The organism is Pseudomonas sp. IT-P12 (genome assembly GCF_949767465.1).
Classification (GTDB): domain Bacteria; phylum Pseudomonadota; class Gammaproteobacteria; order Pseudomonadales; family Pseudomonadaceae; genus Aquipseudomonas.
The window spans coordinates 378,243-396,435 of sequence record NZ_CATKPY010000024.1 but is presented as its reverse complement, the minus strand read 5'-3'; the positions used below and the strand labels follow the sequence as shown (position 1 = coordinate 396,435).

General features: G+C 61.1%; 16 protein-coding genes. 3 read left to right on the top strand and 13 right to left on the bottom strand.

The features are described 5' to 3' along the window. Position 1: 1 nt before the first annotated feature. The 3 genes from ACM6IM_RS22740 to ACM6IM_RS22730 form a co-directional block, all read right to left on the bottom strand. On the bottom strand, positions 2-1,366 hold the full coding sequence (locus ACM6IM_RS22740) for an aspartate aminotransferase family protein (protein ID WP_201191555.1): 1,365 nt from the start codon (positions 1,364-1,366) through the stop codon (positions 2-4). A gap of 58 nt (positions 1,367-1,424) precedes the next feature. Next, a complete protein-coding gene (locus ACM6IM_RS22735; RefSeq protein ID WP_192306972.1) occupies positions 1,425-2,783 on the bottom strand; it encodes a glutamine synthetase family protein in 1,359 nt (452 codons plus the stop codon). Positions 2,784-2,875: 92 nt separating this feature from the next. Then, positions 2,876-3,187 carry a hypothetical protein gene (locus ACM6IM_RS22730; protein ID WP_414866364.1) on the bottom strand — a complete coding sequence of 104 codons (312 nt, stop codon included), beginning with the start codon at positions 3,185-3,187 and terminating at the stop codon, positions 2,876-2,878. Positions 3,188-3,467: 280 nt separating this feature from the next. Between ACM6IM_RS22730 and ACM6IM_RS22725 the strand changes: the two genes are divergently transcribed. Both ACM6IM_RS22725 and ACM6IM_RS22720 read left to right on the top strand, forming a co-directional pair. Beyond that, the gene (locus ACM6IM_RS22725) at positions 3,468-4,844 is read left to right on the top strand and encodes a glutamine synthetase family protein (protein ID WP_192306976.1); all 1,377 of its coding nucleotides are present in this window, start codon (positions 3,468-3,470) and stop codon (positions 4,842-4,844) included. Positions 4,845-5,059: 215 nt separating this feature from the next. Further along, positions 5,060-5,686 carry a TetR/AcrR family transcriptional regulator gene (locus tag ACM6IM_RS22720; protein WP_201191553.1) on the top strand — a complete coding sequence of 209 codons (627 nt, stop codon included), beginning with the start codon at positions 5,060-5,062 and terminating at the stop codon, positions 5,684-5,686. A 184-nt stretch (positions 5,687-5,870) separates the two neighbouring features. Here the strand turns inward: ACM6IM_RS22720 and ACM6IM_RS22715 are convergent, their stop codons facing one another. From ACM6IM_RS22715 to argE, 10 genes are all read right to left on the bottom strand, one after another. Beyond that, complete coding sequence (locus tag ACM6IM_RS22715) at positions 5,871-6,086, bottom strand: TOBE domain-containing protein (protein ID WP_003229256.1); 216 nt, start codon at positions 6,084-6,086, stop codon at positions 5,871-5,873. A gap of 33 nt (positions 6,087-6,119) precedes the next feature. Continuing rightward, positions 6,120-6,926 carry an aliphatic sulfonates ABC transporter ATP-binding protein gene (gene ssuB, locus ACM6IM_RS22710; protein WP_192306980.1) on the bottom strand — a complete coding sequence of 269 codons (807 nt, stop codon included), beginning with the start codon at positions 6,924-6,926 and terminating at the stop codon, positions 6,120-6,122. After that, the gene (gene ssuC, locus ACM6IM_RS22705; protein ID WP_192306982.1) at positions 6,923-7,705 is read right to left on the bottom strand and encodes an aliphatic sulfonate ABC transporter permease SsuC; all 783 of its coding nucleotides are present in this window, start codon (positions 7,703-7,705) and stop codon (positions 6,923-6,925) included. The genes ssuB and ssuC overlap by 4 nt, the downstream gene beginning before the upstream one ends. An 8-nt stretch (positions 7,706-7,713) precedes the next feature. Continuing rightward, entirely contained in the window at positions 7,714-8,862 is a 1,149-nt protein-coding gene (ssuD, locus tag ACM6IM_RS22700; protein ID WP_414866363.1) for an FMNH2-dependent alkanesulfonate monooxygenase, read from the bottom strand. Positions 8,863-8,887: 25 nt separating this feature from the next. Continuing rightward, positions 8,888-9,853, bottom strand: coding sequence for a sulfonate ABC transporter substrate-binding protein (locus tag ACM6IM_RS22695; protein ID WP_414866362.1), 966 nt, complete (start codon positions 9,851-9,853; stop codon positions 8,888-8,890). A gap of 89 nt (positions 9,854-9,942) precedes the next feature. Continuing rightward, on the bottom strand, positions 9,943-10,536 hold the full coding sequence (gene ssuE, locus ACM6IM_RS22690) for an NADPH-dependent FMN reductase (protein ID WP_414866361.1): 594 nt from the start codon (positions 10,534-10,536) through the stop codon (positions 9,943-9,945). A 334-nt stretch (positions 10,537-10,870) separates the two neighbouring features. After that, entirely contained in the window at positions 10,871-11,509 is a 639-nt protein-coding gene (locus ACM6IM_RS22685; protein ID WP_201191547.1) for a peroxiredoxin, read from the bottom strand. A 291-nt stretch (positions 11,510-11,800) separates the two neighbouring features. Further along, complete coding sequence (locus ACM6IM_RS22680; RefSeq protein ID WP_414866360.1) at positions 11,801-13,144, bottom strand: OprD family porin; 1,344 nt, start codon at positions 13,142-13,144, stop codon at positions 11,801-11,803. A 726-nt stretch (positions 13,145-13,870) separates the two neighbouring features. After that, positions 13,871-15,169, bottom strand: a complete 1,299-nt coding sequence (gene argA / locus ACM6IM_RS22675) for an amino-acid N-acetyltransferase (protein WP_192306993.1) — start codon at positions 15,167-15,169, stop codon at positions 13,871-13,873. Between the two features lie 249 nt (positions 15,170-15,418). Further along, complete coding sequence (gene argE / locus ACM6IM_RS22670) at positions 15,419-16,576, bottom strand: acetylornithine deacetylase (RefSeq protein ID WP_201191543.1); 1,158 nt, start codon at positions 16,574-16,576, stop codon at positions 15,419-15,421. Positions 16,577-16,731: 155 nt separating this feature from the next. Here argE and ACM6IM_RS22665 point away from each other — a divergent pair, with 155 nt between their 5' ends. Continuing rightward, complete coding sequence (locus tag ACM6IM_RS22665; RefSeq protein WP_414866359.1) at positions 16,732-18,102, top strand: inorganic triphosphatase; 1,371 nt, start codon at positions 16,732-16,734, stop codon at positions 18,100-18,102. Positions 18,103-18,193: the final 91 nt, after the last annotated feature.

Sequence of the window (18,193 nt, the reverse complement as noted above, 5' to 3'; positions counted from 1 at the left end):
CTTAGCCCTGCAACGCACTCAGGGTCAGGTCCAGGCACTTGCGCGCCTTCTCGACCAGCTCATCGATTTCCGCCTTGGTGATCACCAGCGGTGGAGCGATGATCATGGTGTCGCCCACGGCGCGCATGATCAGGCCGTTGTCGAAGCAGAACTGGCGGCAGATCATGCCGACGCCCTTGCCTTCGTAACGCTTGCGCGTGGCCTTGTCCTGTACCAGCTCGATCGCCCCCAGCAGACCGACCCCACGCACTTCCCCCACCAACGGGTGATCGTTCAGTTCCCGCAGACGTTTCTGCAAATAAGGTGCCGTTTCTGCGTGAACGCGTTCGATAATTTTTTCGTCGCGCATGATGCGGATGTTTTCCAGAGCCACGGCGGCGGCCACCGGGTGCCCGGAGTAAGTGAAACCGTGGTTGAAGTCGCCGCCCTCGTTGAGCACCGCCACCACTTCGTCGCGCACGATCAGGCCACCCATGGGGATGTAGCCGGAAGTCAGGCCTTTGGCGATGGTCATCATGTCGGGCTTGAGGCCGTAGAAATCGGTACCGAACCACTCACCGGTGCGACCGAAGCCACAGATCACTTCGTCCGCCACGAACAGGATGTCGTACTTGGCGAGGATCTCCTTGATGCGCGGCCAGTAGGTCTCTGGCGGAATGATTACGCCACCGGCACCCTGGATCGGCTCGGCAATGAATGCACCGACGTTGTCCACGCCCACTTCGAGAATTTTCTCTTCCAGCTGGTTGGCCGCCCACACACCGAACTCTTCCGGCGTCATGTCGCCGCCTTCGCCGAACCAGTACGGCTGGGCGATGTGAACGATGCCCGGAATCGGCAGGTCGCCCTGCTCGTGCATGTAGGTCATGCCACCCAGGCTCGCGCCGGCCACGGTGGAACCGTGATAGCCGTTCTTGCGGCTGATGATGACTTTCTTGTTCGGCTGGCCCTTGATCGCCCAGTAGTGGCGGACCATGCGCAGCATGGTGTCGTTGCCTTCGGAACCGGAGCCAGTGAAGAACACGTGGTTCATGCCCTGCGGCGCGATGTCGGCGATAGCCTTCGACAGCTCCAGGACCGGCGGGTGAGCGGTCTGGAAGAACAGGTTGTAGTAAGGCAGCTCGCGCATTTGCTTGCTGGCCGCATCGGCCAGTTCATCACGACCGTAACCGATCGCCACACACCACAGGCCGGCCATGCCGTCGAGAATCTTGTTGCCTTCGCTGTCCCACAGGTAGACACCCTTGGCATTGGTGATGATCCGCGGGCCTTTCTCTTTCAGCTGCTTGAAGTCGCTGAACGGCGCCAGGTGGTGATCATTGCTCAGGGTTTGCCATTCACGGGTTTGCGGGTTGTTGCTGGTCATACGAATCTCCTAAAAAATCCAGGTGAAAGCGCTGCCCGACAGCGGCAGCGCCGGCGCATCAGACGGCGAAGAGCAGGAATTCCCGTTCCCACGAACTGATGACGCGCTTGAAGTTTTCATGCTCGGCCCGCTTGACCGCGACGTAGCCAGTGATGAAATTTTTGCCCAGGTAGCGTTCGATGGTCGCGCTGTTTTCCATGCGTTCGAGCGCGTCCTCGATGGTCAGTGGCAGGCGCAGGTTGCGGCGTTCATAGCCGCGCCCCACCACCGGCGCACTCGGGTTCATGCCTTCGACCATGCCGATGTAGCCGCAGAGCAGGCTAGCGGCGATGGCCAGGTAAGGGTTGGCGTCGGCGCCCGGCAGGCGGTTTTCCACCCGACGGTTTTGCGGACCGGCATCCGGAACCCGCAGGCCCACGGTGCGGTTCTCTTCACCCCACTCCACGTTCACCGGTGCCGAGGTGTCCGGCAGGAAGCGGCGGAACGAGTTGACGTTCGGCGCGAACAGCGGCAACAACTCGGGAATCAGCTTCTGCAGCCCACCGATGTGGTGCAGGAACAGCTGGCTCATGGTCCCGTCTTCATTGGAAAAGATGTTCTTGCCGGTCTCGATGTCGATGATGCTCTGGTGCAGGTGCATCGCGCTGCCCGGCTCGCCGGTCATGGGTTTGGCCATGAAGGTGGCCGCCACGTCGTGCTTGAGTGCGGCTTCGCGCATGGTGCGCTTGAACACCAGGATCTGGTCGGCCAGGGACAGGGCATCGCCATGACGGAAGTTGATTTCCATCTGCGCCGTGCCGTCCTCGTGGATCAGCGTGTCGAGGTCCAGTTCCTGCAATTCGCACCAGTCATAGACGTCTTCGAACAACGGGTCGAACTCGTTCGCCGCTTCGATGGAGAACGACTGGCGACCGATTTCCGGGCGCCCGGAACGGCCGATGGGCGGCTGCAACGGATAGTCCGGGTCGTCGCTGCGCTTGGTCAGGTAGAACTCCATCTCCGGCGCCACGATCGGCTGCCAGCCCTTGTCGGCATAGAGCTTGAGGACCTTCTTGAGCACGTTGCGCGGCGACAGCTCGATCGGGTTGCCTTGCTTGTCATAGGTGTCGTGGATCACCTGAGCAGTGGGCTCGATGGCCCAGGGCACCAGGTAAACCGCGTTCTGGTCGGGACGGCACACCATGTCGATGTCCGCCGGGTCGAGCAGTTCGTAATAGATGTCGTCTTCGACATAGTCGCCGGTCACGGTCTGTAACAGAACGCTCTCGGGCAGGCGCATGCCTTTTTCGGCGATGAACTTGTTGGTCGGCGAAATCTTGCCCCGGGTGATCCCGGTCAAGTCGGCGATCATGCATTCGACTTCTGTGATCTTGTGGTCTTTCAACCAATCGGTGAGCTGGTCGAGGTTGTGACTCATAAATGCCTCTAGGCTTTGAGTTTCCCGGCTATCGCAAGCCAGGCGATGTTTTGACGCATCGGCGTCGCGTTGAAATGTAGGTCAACGACAGGCTATCGTGTTTTTACCCAAGTGCACGGCGCGTGCCGGGCGTGCAGAATCGCGAGCGCGGGCGTGCCGCGGATCGCCAGGCCGCCATTGTGAATCGGTTCTATATTGAAAGGAGTAACCGTAATGGGGGTGCCATCGGTGCCGTCCAGAATATCGGACGCCAGCGCCGGTTTAGTCAGGGACGCAGAAATCGCCGTCAAGCCTGAAGCCGCCGCGCCCAGGGTGCGAACATTCGTATCGTCACTCATGTTAGAGGCATGCGGACCGTTCTGCTTGAAGCATTCGGTGATGCCGATTAACGGCAGGCGAGACATGAAGCACCCCGGTATTATTGCTGTTATGGGTTTGAATCGAGCTTAGCCTTGTTCATTTTTTTACACAACACCCCCGTAAAAAATACAACACGGCCCGCTCAAGCCCGCAGCCGGGCAAGCGCTGGAGGGCATAAAAACGCCCCAAAGTGCTCCAAAAAAAAGCCTCACGAGCGCTTTTTTAGGGCAAAAACGCCCTCGCTTGACTTCGGCATGCCGTTCGGGTTGACTGGAATCCGAAGAGATCAATGATTGATATTTTTAACAACAAAGGTGTTGCATCATGTCGGTACCCCCGCGTGCCGTTCAGCTTAACGAAGCGAACGTGTTCCTTAAGGAACATCCTGAGGTTCTGTACGTTGACCTTCTGATTGCGGATATGAATGGTGTGGTGCGCGGCAAGCGCATCGAACGCACCAGCCTCCACAAGGTTTACGAGAAAGGCATCAACCTGCCGGCCTCCCTATTTGCCCTGGATATCAACGGCTCTACGGTGGAAAGCACCGGCCTGGGCCTGGACATCGGTGATGCTGACCGAATCTGCTATCCAATCCCCGACACCCTGTGCAATGAGCCCTGGCAGAAGCGCCCGACCGCGCAACTGCTGATGACCATGCACGAACTCGAAGGTGAACCTTTCTTCGCCGACCCGCGCGAAGTCCTGCGACAAGTTGTTACCAAGTTCGACGAGCTGGGCCTGACCATCTGCGCCGCCTTCGAGCTGGAGTTCTACCTGATCGACCAGGAGAACGTGAACGGTCGTCCGCAACCGCCTCGCTCGCCGATTTCCGGCAAACGCCCGCACTCGACACAGGTCTACCTGATCGACGACCTCGACGAATACGTCGATTGCCTCCAGGACATCCTCGAAGGTGCGAAGGAGCAAGGCATCCCGGCCGACGCCATCGTCAAGGAAAGTGCCCCGGCGCAGTTCGAAGTGAACCTGCACCACGTGGCCGACCCGATCAAGGCCTGCGACTACGCGGTCCTGCTCAAGCGCCTGATCAAGAACATCGCCTACGACCATGAAATGGACACCACCTTCATGGCCAAGCCTTACCCGGGCCAGGCAGGCAACGGCCTTCACGTCCACATTTCGATACTCGACAAAGACGGCAAGAATATTTTTGCCAGCGAGGATCCCGAGCAGAACGCCGCGCTACGTCACGCGATCGGCGGTGTGCTCGAGACCCTGCCCGCGCAGATGGCTTTCCTCTGCCCGAACGTCAACTCGTACCGTCGTTTCGGCGCCCAGTTCTACGTGCCGAACTCGCCGTGCTGGGGCTTGGATAACCGTACCGTTGCGATCCGTGTGCCGACCGGTTCCGCCGATGCGGTGCGCATCGAGCACCGCGTGGCCGGCGCCGACGCCAACCCGTACCTGCTGATGGCTTCGGTCCTGGCCGGCGTGCACCACGGCCTGACCAACAAGATCGAGCCGGGCGCGCCCGTGGAAGGCAACTCCTACGAGCAGAACGAGCAGAGCCTGCCGAACAACCTGCGCGATGCATTGCGCGAGCTGGACGACAGCGAAGTCATGGCCAAGTACATCGATCCGAAGTACATCGATATCTTCGTGGCCTGCAAGGAAAGCGAGCTGGAGGAGTTCGAACACTCCATCTCCGACCTTGAGTACAACTGGTACCTGCATACCGTGTAAGCGGTTGCAGTCAGGAAAAACGCCGCAGGCCTCACAACCTGCGGCGTTTTTTTATGGGTTTCTTTCATTGGGCACGAGACGGCCGCCATCGCGAGCAAGCCCGCTCCCACATTGGAATGCGATCGCCTGTGGGAGCGGGCTTGCTCGCGAAGGCGGCTTACGAGACAACTCACAACCCGCCTCGTACAATGCCCGCTGCCCCGCAGGAGAGCCCAATGACACGCGCCGCCACACCCCGCAAACCCCGCGCAGCCAGCCAGGCGCGGATCGATTCGATACTCGATGCCGCCCGCACGCTGCTGGCCGCCGAGGGCGTGGCCAGCCTGTCGATCTACAGCGTGGCCGAGCGTGCACAGATTCCGCCCTCCTCCGTCTACCACTTCTTCGCCAGCGTCCCGGCGTTGCTCGAAGCGCTGACCGCCGACGTCCACGCCGCCTTTCGCGCCTGCCTGCAAGCGCCCATCGACCACGCGGCGCTCAAGGACTGGCGCGACCTGTCGCGGCTGGTGGAGCAACGGATGCTCGAAATCTACGACGAAGACGCCGCCGCCCGCCAACTGATCCTCGCCCAGCACGGGCTGACCGAAGTCACCCAGGCCGACCGCCAGCACGACATCGAGCTGGGCGACCTGATGCACAAGCTGTTCGACCATCACTTCGAACTGCCAAGGTTGCCCGGCGATGTCGACGTGTTCGCCCTGGCCATGGAGCTGGGCGACCGCGTCTACGCCCGCTCGGTGCAGCAGCACGGGCAGATCACCCCGCGCATGGCCGAGGAAGGCATGCGGGTGTTCGATGCGTACCTGGGGCTGTATTTGCCGCCTTATCTGCCCAAGCGCTGATATTTCTGCAGGTCTGACGGGCCTCTTCGCGAGCAAGCCCGCTCCCCAGTGGGTCCTTTCCCACTGAAATGCACGTGTGGGAGCGAGCCTGCTCGCGAAGGCCACACCACCGACCCGACTGAATCACACGCATAAAAAACCCCGAAGGGCTCAAGCCTTTCGGGGCTGTGCGTACCGCATGCGATCACAACTTGGCGATCGACACCTCGGTGGATTTCACAAACGCAATCACTTCACTGCCGACCACCAGTTCCAGCTCTTTCACCGAGCGGGTGGTGATCACCGACGTGACGATGCCGGAAGCGGTCTGTACGTCGATTTCCGACAGCACGTCGCCGAGTACGATTTCCTTGATCGAGCCTTTGAACTGGTTACGAACGTTGATGGCTTTGATAGTCATGATGTTGATTCCTGTCGTGGGATGAGGCTTGAGTTATTGAGCCCAACGCAGCTGCGTGGGCAAGGGTGAAACAGGTTCCGGTTCCGGCGGCTCGCCGGGCAGCGCGAGGACGCGATTGAGGACTTCGGTTTCCAGCGCCGCCAGCCGATGGGAGCCACGGACCCGGGGGCGCGGCAGTTCCACATGCAGGTCGAGGCCGACTTCGCCGTCTTCGATCAGGATCACCCGATCGGCAATCGCCACCGCCTCACTGACGTCATGGGTCACCAGCAACACGGTGAAGCCATGCTGCTGCCAGAGCCGCTCGATCAGTTGCTGCATTTCGATACGGGTCAGGGCATCCAGCGCCCCCAGTGGCTCATCGAGCAGCAGCAGGCGCGGTTGATGGATCAGCGCGCGGGCCAGGGCCACACGTTGTTTCTGGCCGCCGGACAGCGCCGCCGGCCATTCATTGGCGCGGTCCGCGAGACCGACCGACTCGAGCGCTTGCAGCGCCTGGGGCCGCCAATCGCCCGTCAGCCCAAGCCCCACGTTGTCGATGATCTTTTTCCACGGCAGCAGGCGCGCTTCCTGGAACATCAATCGCGTGTCTTCCCGGGCGTCGCTCAGTGGCGCGGAGCCGGCCAGCAACTCGCCGCCCGTGGGCTTGTCGAGGCCGGCGAGCAGGCGCAACAAGGTGCTTTTGCCGCAACCGCTGCGCCCGACCACGGCGACAAACTGGCCAGCGGGGATGTGCAGGTCGATCTCGCGCAGTACTTGCCGCGAACCGAAGGTTTTCTGCAGCTTGCGCACCGCCAGCGGAATACCGCGCAGCAGGCGTGGAGGTTGTTGAGCGGTCATGCGGCACCTCCCTTGGCGACCTGATAGGCCGGATGCCAGCGTAGCCATACGCGCTCCAGGCCACGGGCCGCGAGGTCGGCCAGCTTGCCGAGCACCGCGTACATCAGAATCGCCAGCACCACCACGTCGGTCTGCAGGAACTCCCGGGCATTCATCGCCAGGTAGCCGATGCCGGAGCTGGCAGAGATGGTTTCGGCGACGATAAGGGTCAACCACATGAAGCCCAGGGCGAAGCGCACGCCGACCAGGATCGAAGGCAGCGCACCCGGCAGAATCACCTGGCGGAACAGGCTGAAACCGGACAAGCCGTAGCTGCGCGCCATTTCCACCAGCGCCGGGTCGACGTTGCGGATGCCGTGATAGGTGTTGAGGTAGATCGGGAACAAGGTGCCCAATGCCACCAGGAAGATCTTCGCCGACTCATCGATGCCAAACCACAGGATCACCAGCGGAATCAGCGCCAGGTGCGGCACGTTGCGAATCATCTGCACCGAACTGTCGAGCAGGCGTTCACCCCATTTCGACAGGCCGGTGATGAAGCCCAACGCCAGGCCGATGCCGCCGCCAATGGCAAAGCCCAGCGCTGCGCGCCAGCCACTGATTGCCAGGTGCGTCCAGATTTCACCGCTGCTCACCAGGCTCACCCCGGCCTCGATCACCGCGATGGGGGCCGGCAGGATTCGGGTCGACAACCAGCCCGCCGACACCGACAACTGCCACACCGCCAGGAGCAACACCGGCAACGCCCAGGGCGCCAGGTTGTGGATAATTTTCTTCATGGCGCGCCTCAGCTCTGGGACGCGGCTTTGGGCAGCACATCGTTGGCGATCATCTCGCCGAACGGGCTGACGTACCCGGCGCCTTTCGGCAACTCGGGACGCTCGATGTCCAGATGCGGGAACAGCAGTTCGGCGACACGGTACGACTCTTCCAGGTGTGGATAACCGGAGAAGATGAACGTGTCGATGCCCAGGTCCGCGTACTCCTTGACGCGAGCGGCCACGGTCGGACCGTCGCCGACCAGCGCCGTGCCCGCGCCACCGCGCACCAGGCCGACGCCGGCCCACAGGTTGGGGCTGACTTCGAGGTTGTCGCGACTGCCGCCGTGCAGGGCCGCCATGCGCTGCTGGCCGACTGAATCGAAACGCGCCAGGGAGGCCTGGGCACGGGCAATGGTGTCGTCGTCCAGGTGCGAGATCAGGCGGTCCGCCGCTTGCCAGGCTTCGGCATTGGTTTCGCGAACGATCACGTGCAGACGAATGCCGAAACGCACGGTGCGTCCCAGTTTCGCGGCTTTCGCCCGCACTTGTTCAATTTTCTCGGCCACGGCGGCCGGTGGCTCGCCCCAGGTCAGGACCATCTCCACCTGCTCCGCCGCAAGATCCTGCGCCGCTTCCGAAGAGCCGCCGAAGTACAGCGGCGGACGCGGTTGCTGGATCGGCGGATAGAGCAGCTTGGCGCCCTTCACGCTGATGTGCTGACCGTCGTAGTCCACGGTTTCGCCTTCCAGCACGCGCCGCCAGATCCGGGTGAACTCCACCGAGGCCTGGTAGCGCTCTTCATGACTGAGGAACAAACCGTCGCCGGCCAATTCTTCCGGATCGCCACCCGTCACCAGGTTGAACAGCGCGCGCCCACCGGACAGACGATCCAGGGTCGCCGCCTGACGCGCGGCCACCGTCGGGGAAATGATCCCGGGGCGCAGGGCGACAAGGAATTTCAGACGCTGGGTCACCGGGATCAGCGACGCGGCCACCAGCCACGAGTCTTCGCAGGAACGACCGGTCGGGATCAGCACCCCGCCGAAGCCCAGGCGATCCGCCGCCTGCGCAATCTGCTGCAAGTAGCCGTGGTCAACAGCGCGAGCGCCTTCGGCGGTGCCAAGGTAATGGCCGTCGCCGTGGGTAGGCAGGAACCAGAAAATATTGAGGCTCATGGAGTGGTCTCCTTGGGGAATCGAGTTACTGCGCCTTGGCAACGGCGGCCGGTGGTGTCCAGATCACGTCTTTGATGCTCAACGGCTTGGGAATCAGCTTGAGCTGGTAGAAGCTGTCAGCGATTTTCTGTTGCGCGGCGACCACTTCAGGGGTCAGGAACAGCGCGCCGTAACCCTGGCGTTTCACCGAAGTCAGGGTGATCTCCGCCGACAGGCCGAGCAGTGGTGCGACCTGCTTGGTCACGTCTTCAGGGTTGGCCTTGGACCATTCGCCGACGGCGCGCACTTCGTCCACGAGGGTTTTGATCACCTCGGGATTTTTCTGTGCATATGGCTTGGTGGCGAGGTAGAACTGGTGGTTGTCGACGATGCCCTGGCCATCGCGCAGGGTGTGCGCTTGCAGTTGCTGTTCGGCAGCGGCCTGGTAAGGGTCCCAGATCACCCAGGCATCGACGCTGCCACGCTCGAACGCGGCGCGGGCATCGGCCGGCGGCAGGAACACGGTCTGGATGTCAGTGTATTTGAGGCCGGCGTCTTCCAGTGCGCGAACCAGCAGGTAGTGCACGTTGGAGCCTTTGTTGAGCGCGACTTTCTTGCCCTTGAGGTCCTTCACCGATTTGATCGGTGAGTCCTTGGGCACCAGGATCGCTTCGCTGTGCGGCGCTGGCGGTTCGTAAGCCACGTAGAGCAGATCGGCACCGGCGGCCTGGGCGAACACAGGCGGTGTCTCGCCGGTCACGCCAAAGTCGATGGAGCCAACGTTCAGACCCTCAAGCAGTTGCGGGCCGCCGGGGAATTCAGTCCATTGCACGTCCACGCCTTGGGCGGCGAGGCGTTTTTCCAACGTACCCTTGGCCTTGAGCAGCACCAGGGTGCCGTACTTCTGATAACCGATTCGCAGGGTCTCGGCTTGAGCTTGAGTAATGGCGCCGAAGGACACAGCCGCAACAAACAGAGCGACCAGCCCGCGACGCAAAATGACAGTGCGCATAGCGCTCTCCTTTTTGCAGTTGGGTTTTGGCTGCACCTGCTTGGCCGTTGACGGCTGAGTAAGGTGAGTACATCGAATTCGGGTGTGGCTCAAATGCTCCAGCGAGCACTCAACAGACGGTCGTTCAACAGGTTCGGATCGAGCGGCTTGGGCCGTCGGGCCATGGCGCCGAAGAACAGTTCCAGCGACTCGTTCAAGCGTTGTTCCAGCTCCGGCGCCAGTTGCGCCGCGGCACTGCCTTCGCCGTAGGCAATCTGGGCATCGACGGCGAAAATCCCCTGCAGCAGCTCATCGGCCTTTAACGCCGACAACACCGGCTTGAGGGCGTAATCCACCGCCAGCATGTGGGCGATGCTGCCGCCGGTCGCCATGGGCAACACCACCTTGTGTGCCAATGCACGCTCGGGCAGCAGGTCCAGCACAGTCTTCAATGCGCCGGAGAACGAAGCCTTGTACACCGGGGTGGCAATCAACAGGCCGTCGGCGTTTTCGATCTGTTGCAACAGATCAAGCACTTTCGGGCTGTCGAACCGTGCGTGCAGCAAGTCCTCGGCCGGGAAGTCCCGTACCTGGTAACTCACCACTTCCACACCCTGCGCTTGCAACCAGCGTTGGGAGCGTTCCAGCAGCACCCCGGAGCGGGAGCGTTGGCTGGGACTGCCACCGAGTGAGACGACCAGCATTTCAGACGATTCCTTGAACGGTGCAGGCGATTCGCAGTGTGCGATCTCGCTTCGATGGAGAGACCTTAACAGGTGATTAATATATCTTTAAATCATATTTATTCATTTGGTTATGCGATAAAGAGATATATCGCCACTTTTCTCGAGACGAAAAAAAGGCCGTCGAAACGGCCTGAAATTCCCCTGCTTTATGAGCACCATTCAATCTGAATGCCGCTGTGCCTGTGACGCCGTCTTCGCGAGCAAGCCCGCTCCCACAGATGAAACGCGATCCAATGTGGGAGCGGGCTTGCTCGCGAAAGCGATATCAGAAGCGCCAATAAATATGGGCGAACTATTTGTTCGGCTGCGGCGTCAGGCGCAGGTACGGCTTCACTGCGCGATAGCCTTTGGGGAAGCGCTGTTTGATTTCGTCTTCATCCTTGAGCGACGGCACGATCACGACCTCGTCACCGTCCTGCCAGTTGGCCGGAGTCGCCACCTTGTAGTTGTCGGTCAGCTGCAGCGAATCGATCACTCGCAGGATTTCATTGAAGTTGCGACCGGTGCTCGCCGGATAGGTGATGGTCAGCCGAACTTTCTTGTTCGGGTCGATCACGAACAGCGAACGCACGGTCAGGGTGTCGCTGGCGTTGGGGTGGATCAGGTCGTACAGGTCCGACACCTTGCGGTCGGCGTCGGCCAGGATCGGGAAGTTGACGAGGGTGTTCTGGGTTTCGTTGATGTCGTCGATCCACTTGTGGTGCGAGTCCACCGGGTCGACGGACAACGCGATGGCCTTGACCCCACGCCGGGTGAACTCGTCCTTGAGCTTGGCGGTGAAGCCCAGCTCGGTGGTGCACACCGGGGTGAAGTCCGCCGGGTGGGAAAACAGCACGCCCCAACTATCGCCCAGCCATTCATGGAAACGGATAGTGCCAGCGCTGGAATCCTGCTCGAAATCGGGGGCGATGTCGCCGAGTCTGATGCTCATGATGGGCTCCTGATGAGTGTGGTGTAGAACTCAACTGTAGCCCGTATTCAGGATCTGATAAAAAGAATAAATAAAGACATTATTAGATCTTTAAAGAATATTAAAGATCTGTTCACTGGACCTGCCCGGCCATCGCGAGGACTATCGCGCTCGAGGTTCGAGAAGGCCTTGAGTTGCTGCAAAGAGGGGATTTCAGTACGGGATTACGGGGGTGACCCCGTGCTGGAATGCAAAAGCCCCGCCCGGCGTGATGCCGGGCGGGGCTTTTTTTCAGCGGTTACGCGAGCGCTATTACAACAGCGGGATCGAGTAGCTGAGGATCAGGCGGTTTTCGTCCTGGGAGCGAACGCCCGGCAGGTCGGTGCGCCAGGTCGCGTTCTTCCACATGAAGCCAACGTTTTTCAGCGGGCCTTCCGGCACTACGTAAGCCAGGGTGAAGTCACGTTCCCACTCGGAGCGACCCGAAGTGCTCTCGCGGCCATTGGCGCCTACGAGGTCGATGTCGTCACCCTTGAGGTAAACGGCACCGGCAGTCAGGCCAGGCAGACCGACTTTAGCGAAGTCATAGGAGTAGCGTGCTTGCCAGGTTTTCTCGCCGGCACGGTTGAACTTCTGGATTTGCATGTCGGTGATGGTGTAGTTCGACGAGCCGTCACCCTGGTTCAACCAAGGGAAGTCGCTGCTGCCGTTGCTGACCTGGTAGCCGCCACCAAAGGTGTGACCGGCAACGGTGTACAGGAACAGACCGCTGTACAGGTTGTTGTCGACCTTACCGCGACCGTTTGCAATACCGGTGTAGTTACCGCTGCTGTAGTAAGCAGGGGTATTGCCGTTGGCACCGTCATCGGAGCTGTTGAAGTAACGGAAGTCCGACTTCAGCACGCCTGGACCGATTGCCCAGTTGTGAACCAGACCCAGGAAGTGCTGCTTGTAGAAGTCTTCCAGGTTGCCGTAGTAGTACTGGGCGGTCAGATCCTTGGTGATCTTGTAGTCGCCACCGGCGTAGATGAACTTGTTGCTGTCGCGCCAGTTAGGACCACGGGTGTTGGCACCGGCGATGCTCATCTGCTCGTTGTTGCTGGAGTTACGGCCTTTCACGGCTTCGATCTGACCGCCCACCAGGGTCAGGTCCTTGATGTCGCCGGATGTGATCTGGCCACCCTGCCAGGTTTGTGGCAGCAGACGACCGTCGTTGGTCACGATCACCGGGTTCTTCGGCTGCAGAGTACCCAGCTTCAGTTCGGTCTGGGAGATCTTGGCTTTGGCAGTCAGACCCAGGCTGGAGAAGTTATCAACCGCTTCGCCGTTGGATTTGCTTGGGAAAACAGTACCGCCGTAGGAAGTAGCAGTGGCGCCGTTGGTGCCGCCGCCCGAATCCAGACGTACGCCCAACAGGCCGATGGCATCAATACCGAAGCCGACAGTACCTTGGGTGTAGCCGGAGGTGAAACGCAGATCGAAGCCTTGGCCCCACTCTTCGTTTTTGTTCGCGCCAGGACCGTCACGGTTATCGGTGTTGATGTAGAAGTTACGCAGGCCCAGAGTGGCCTTGCTGTCTTCGATGAAACCGGCGGCGCCTGCCTGCTGCGCCAAAACCCCTACGGCCACAGCCAGGGCCAAGGTGGACTTGTTCATTGTTTCGCTCCTCTCGTTTCTAATTCTTGTGTTCCTGGTCCTGGGTCGTGCGCCCGGGATCCTAAGATGCGCGATTAGCGCCGTACCGTGACCGATAAGTCAATCGTAACCACATATGTCTACGACCAAGGTCTAATCGCCGTGATGTTGGTCCTTTCAGGGTAATGACTTTTTCATAAACCCAAAAAGAATTGTTTCATCAGTTTTCATATCGTTCAGGAATATGACTTTGTGCGCTTTGCCTGAACCGGACACAGCATATCGGCACCCAAGCTAATCTCTAAATAGTATTTGTCGGACTTTTCTTAGATCGATTGGCTTTTGATCCGTACGTTTAACGTCAACCCCTGTCGAAAAGGCGACGCGATCATGGCGAAGCGCGCATGATCCACAGCGAATGTTACAGTTTGTGTATCGGTTGAATTTTTGTTTCGGCCCCGGCACGTCCACCCATCTGCGCACTTTACGAGAAAACGATTGGCGAAAAATTGATCAACGTCGTTTCCGTGTCGATCCGCAAGGAGTAGTCCGCAATGTTGAGACTGCCATGAGCGGTGGGAGCCTGCCTGCTTACGATGAGCCTGAGATCACACGGGGGTCAGGCGCCCCGCGTTATCGTTGACGAACTTCGCGAGCAGGCTCGCTCCCACAGGAAGGCCCGGCGTCAGGTTACCTGTGGGGATGCGTTCGCGGGCCAGCCCGCTTCCCCACAGAAAAAGCTTCGGCTCAGAGCGCTTTTTCGAAGATCTTCGAATTACGCTGATAGTTGTACAGCGACGCCCGTGCCGAAGGCAGGCGCTCGACGCTGCTGGGCGCGAAGCCGCGTTCGCGAAACCAGTGGGCCGTGCGCGTGGTGAGGACGAACAGCGTCTTCAAGCCCTGGGCCCGGGCGCGGGTCTCGATGCGCTCGAGCAATTCATCGCCACGGCCGCCATGGCGGTACTCCGGGTTCACCGCCAGGCATGCCAGCTCCCCGGCATCGGAATCGGCAATCTGATACAGCGCTGCGCAGGCGATGATCATGCCTTCGCGTTCGACCACGCTGAACTGCTCGATCTCGCGCTCCAGCACTTCGCGCGAGCGACGCACCAGAATCCCCTGCTCTTCCAGCGGACTGATCAGGTCGAGCAATCCGCCGACGTCTTCAATCGCCGCCTCGCGCACCACCTCGAATTGCTCTTGCGCCACCAGCGTGCCGCCACCGTCACGGGTGAACAGCTCGGTCAACAGCGCGCCATCTTCGGCGTAACTGACGATATGGCTGCGCGCCACACCACCCCGGCAGGCCTCCGCCGCCGCATCCAGCAGCTCTGCCTGATAGTTGCTGCCCAGGCGTTGCAAATGCGCTGGCACTTGTTGCGGGCGCAGTTCGCGGACCAGGCGACCGTTTTCATCGATCAAGCCCGGGTCGGCACCGAACAGCAGCAACTTGTCGGCCCCCAGGTCGATGGCCGCGCGGGTGGCGACGTCTTCGCAGGCCAGGTTGAAGGTTTCACCGGTCGGCGAGTAGCCCAGCGGCGACAACAGCACGATGGAGCGCTCGTCCAGCAGGCGATTGATACCCTTGCGGTCGACCCGACGCACTTCGCCGGTGTGGTGATAGTCGACGCCTTCGAGGACCCCGATCGGGCGGGCGGTGACCAGGTTGCCGCTGGCCACCCGCAGGCGCGAGCCCTGCATCGGCGACGACGCCATGTCCATCGACAGCCGCGCCTCGATGGCGATGCGCAGTTGGCCGACGGCATCGATCACACACTCGAGGGTCGCCGCATCGGTGATGCGCATGCCGTGGTGATAGTGCGGTGTCAGGCCGCGCGCGGCGAGGCGGGCTTCGATCTGCGGGCGGGAGCCGTGGACCAGCACCAGGCGCACGCCGAGGCTGTGCAACAGCACCAGGTCGTGGACGATATTGCCGAAGTTCGGGTGTTCGACACCGTCCCCGGGCAGCATGACGACAAAGGTGCAATCGCGGTGAGCGTTGATGTAAGGGGAAGCGTGGCGAAGCCAGTTAACGTAGTCGGGCATGAACCTGGGCCTGTAACAAAGAGCAGCCAAAAAAAGGGCGGAACGGAAAACGCACAGCGGGCTGATGGTTATCGTCGGAACAGGCTTGGCGACACGCGCGCTCTCCTCATGAATACGGTTGGGACATCGATAATTTAAACGACAACTTTGACCTTGTGGGAGCGAGCCTGCTCGCGATGGCGGTGGATCAGCTGCGTACTCAGTGACGGACACGCCGCAATCGCGAGCAGGCTCGCTCCCACAGGGGAATTACGTCGGTCCATTTGGCGTCAGGCAGTAATGCTCGATCAACTGACGTAATAGATGCACGGTAGGTTGCAAACGTGACATTTCGAGGTATTCCCCCGGTTGGTGTGCACAGGCAATGTCACCTGGGCCCAGTACCACGGTCTCGCAGCCAAGACGCTGAAGATAAGGTGCTTCGGTGCCGAATGCCACCGCTTCGGCACGGTGGCCGGTCAGCTTTTCGGCGATCCTCACCAGTTCGGCATCCTCCGCCTGTTCGAAGGGTGGCACGGCGGGGAACAACGGCGCGTAGTCGATCTTGACCTGATGCCGCTCGGCCACCGGCTTGAGCCGCTGCAGAATTTCCCCGCGCAGAACCTGGGGGTCCATGCCCGGCAAGGGGCGCAGGTCGAACTCCAGCGAACACTGGCCACAAATGCGATTGGGGTTATCGCCGCCATGGATGCAGCCGAAATTCAGGGTCGGCATCGGCACGCCGAACTGCGGATTGCGGAATTCACGCTGCCACAGCAGGCGCAGGCCTCGCAGTTCGCCCATGGCATCGTGCATCGCTTCCAGAGCGCTGTGGCCCAGACGAGGGTCCGAGGAATGCCCGCTCTGACCGAGGATGTCGATGCGTTCCATCATGATGCCCTTGTGCATGCGGATCGGCCGCAGCCCGGTCGGCTCGCCGATCACCGCGGCGCGACCCAGCGGCCGCCCGGCTTCAGCCAGGGCACGGGCACCGGACATCGAGCTTTCTTCATCGCAGGTGGCCAGGATCAGCAGCGGTTGCTTGAACGGCTGGTCGAGCAGGGGTTTGACCGCTTCGATGGCAAGCGCGAAAAACCCCTTCATGTCGCAACTGCCCAGACCGATCCAGCGCCCGTCGACTTCGGTCAATTTCAATGGATCGGTCTGCCACAACGCGCCATCGAACGGCACCGTGTCGCTGTGCCCCGCCAGTACCAGGCCGCCGGGGCCGGACCCGTAACTGGCGAGCAGGTTGAACTTGCCCGGGCTGACCGGCTGGATGTCACAGGCAAACCCCAGATCGCTCAGCCACGCGGCCAGCAGGTCAATCACCGGACGATTGCTCTGATCGAGGCTGGCCTGGGTGCAACTGACCGAGGGCGTGGCAATCAGCGCAGCGAACTGATCTTTCATGGAAGGCAAAGGCATCGCTGACTCCGACTGGCGAATTGAGGTCCATCATAGAACCATCCGGCGACAGGAATAAACCGTCGTCCGGCGGAGCAGGGTCGAGTCCTGTACACTGCACGACCTTGGCAGCCTCTCATTCCCCGGCTGCGCTCCCGATCCTGGATTTTCCGGCCATGCAGAAAGAAACCGAAATCAAACTCCGCGTCAGCCGCGAAACCCTCGCCGCCCTGCGCGAGCATCCGCTCCTGAAAAAACGCAACAAAAATGGCTGGGAACGCCGTGAACTGATGAACCAATACTTCGACACACCCGAGCGCGACCTGGCCCGTGCCAAGGTGGCACTGCGCCTGCGTCGCGACGGTGACGAGGTGATCCAGACCCTCAAGACCCGTGGCCAGAGCGTCGCCGGCTTGTCGGAGCGCAACGAGTACGATTGGAACCTGCCCAAAGCCAAGCTCGACGTGAAAAAACTCGACGGCGAATGCTGGCCGCAGCAACTGGCCGAGCTGGACAAGAAAACCCTGAAGCCGATCTTCACCACCGATTTCGTTCGCGAACGCGCGGAAATCGCCTGGGGTCGTGGCAAGGCCAAAGTGGTCATCGAAGCCGCGCTGGACCTCGGCCATGTGGTGGTCGGCAAACAGAAAGAAGAAATCTGCGAGCTGGAGCTCGAACTGCGCGAAGGCGAACCGCAGGCCCTGCTGGAACTGGCCGCCGAGCTGGCCGCCACCCTGCCGCTGATGCCATGTGACATCAGCAAGGCCGAGCGTGGCTATCGCCTGTACGACGCCAACAGCTACTCGCTGAGCCTGCCGACGCCGCAGTTGACCGCCGAAACGGCGCTGGACGACGCGTTCGCCGCGCTGGGCTGGCACCTGCTGGGCAGCAGCCAGCGCCTGGCCGAACAGTACCGCTTCAATGGCCACTGGCGCCTGCTGCAGGACTGGGTCGAAAACCTCGCCGAGTTGCGTGCATTGCTGAGCAGCCTGGGCCAGGCTGCACCGCGTCAATCCACCCACGACCTGCGCGTGGCGCTGGACGCATTGCTCGAAGACTGGCGCCCGCTGGTGCAAGTCGGCATCGACGACGAAGACGTGCGCAAGGCCGCGCCTGAACAGTTCCTCGAGGAACTCGAAGACCCGCGCTGGGGCCAGTTCTCCCTGAACGCTTCACGCTGGCTGCTGGCCCGCACCTGGACCGCCGAGCGCAACGTTCGTGGCAATCGCCAGGGTGCGGCGCAACTGGCCAGCTGGTTGCCGCGCCTGTTGGCTGAGGAAGCCACGTCGTTGCAATTGCAGCGCTACCAGCAACAACCGGAAGACCTGGCCGAGCAGTTGCCGCGCATCGAACGTATCCAGGTCTGGCTGCACCATGCCCGCCAGGTGCTGGAGATTGCCGAGATGGATCGCCTGTACGGTGAGCTCAAGCAGCTTGCCCTGCTGGCCAGCGAGCCGACGATCAGCGATGAGCTGCTCGATGCGCGCAAGCAGCAGGCGATTGCGGTGTATCAGAACCGTGCCTGGAAAATGCTGCTGCGCGGCTGATGTCCATCACGAGCAGGCTCGCTCCCACAGGATTGATACCGTCCGGTGTGGGAGCGGGCTTGCCCGCGAAGAGGCCCGCGCTTTCTCCACA

Coding starts and splice junctions, on each gene's coding strand:
- ACM6IM_RS22740 (WP_201191555.1), bottom strand. CDS start 1,366: ATGACCAGCAACAACCCGCAAACCCGTGAATGGCAAACCCTGAGCAAT.
- ACM6IM_RS22735 (WP_192306972.1), bottom strand. CDS start 2,783: ATGAGTCACAACCTCGACCAGCTCACCGATTGGTTGAAAGACCACAAG.
- ACM6IM_RS22730 (WP_414866364.1), bottom strand. CDS start 3,187: ATGTCTCGCCTGCCGTTAATCGGCATCACCGAATGCTTCAAGCAGAAC.
- ACM6IM_RS22725 (WP_192306976.1), top strand. CDS start 3,468: ATGTCGGTACCCCCGCGTGCCGTTCAGCTTAACGAAGCGAACGTGTTC.
- ACM6IM_RS22720 (WP_201191553.1), top strand. CDS start 5,060: ATGACACGCGCCGCCACACCCCGCAAACCCCGCGCAGCCAGCCAGGCG.
- ACM6IM_RS22715 (WP_003229256.1), bottom strand. CDS start 6,086: ATGACTATCAAAGCCATCAACGTTCGTAACCAGTTCAAAGGCTCGATC.
- ssuB (WP_192306980.1), bottom strand. CDS start 6,926: ATGACCGCTCAACAACCTCCACGCCTGCTGCGCGGTATTCCGCTGGCG.
- ssuC (WP_192306982.1), bottom strand. CDS start 7,705: ATGAAGAAAATTATCCACAACCTGGCGCCCTGGGCGTTGCCGGTGTTG.
- ssuD (WP_414866363.1), bottom strand. CDS start 8,862: ATGAGCCTCAATATTTTCTGGTTCCTGCCTACCCACGGCGACGGCCAT.
- ACM6IM_RS22695 (WP_414866362.1), bottom strand. CDS start 9,853: ATGCGCACTGTCATTTTGCGTCGCGGGCTGGTCGCTCTGTTTGTTGCG.
- ssuE (WP_414866361.1), bottom strand. CDS start 10,536: ATGCTGGTCGTCTCACTCGGTGGCAGTCCCAGCCAACGCTCCCGCTCC.
- ACM6IM_RS22685 (WP_201191547.1), bottom strand. CDS start 11,509: ATGAGCATCAGACTCGGCGACATCGCCCCCGATTTCGAGCAGGATTCC.
- ACM6IM_RS22680 (WP_414866360.1), bottom strand. CDS start 13,144: ATGAACAAGTCCACCTTGGCCCTGGCTGTGGCCGTAGGGGTTTTGGCG.
- argA (WP_192306993.1), bottom strand. CDS start 15,169: ATGCCCGACTACGTTAACTGGCTTCGCCACGCTTCCCCTTACATCAAC.
- argE (WP_201191543.1), bottom strand. CDS start 16,576: ATGCCTTTGCCTTCCATGAAAGATCAGTTCGCTGCGCTGATTGCCACG.
- ACM6IM_RS22665 (WP_414866359.1), top strand. CDS start 16,732: ATGCAGAAAGAAACCGAAATCAAACTCCGCGTCAGCCGCGAAACCCTC.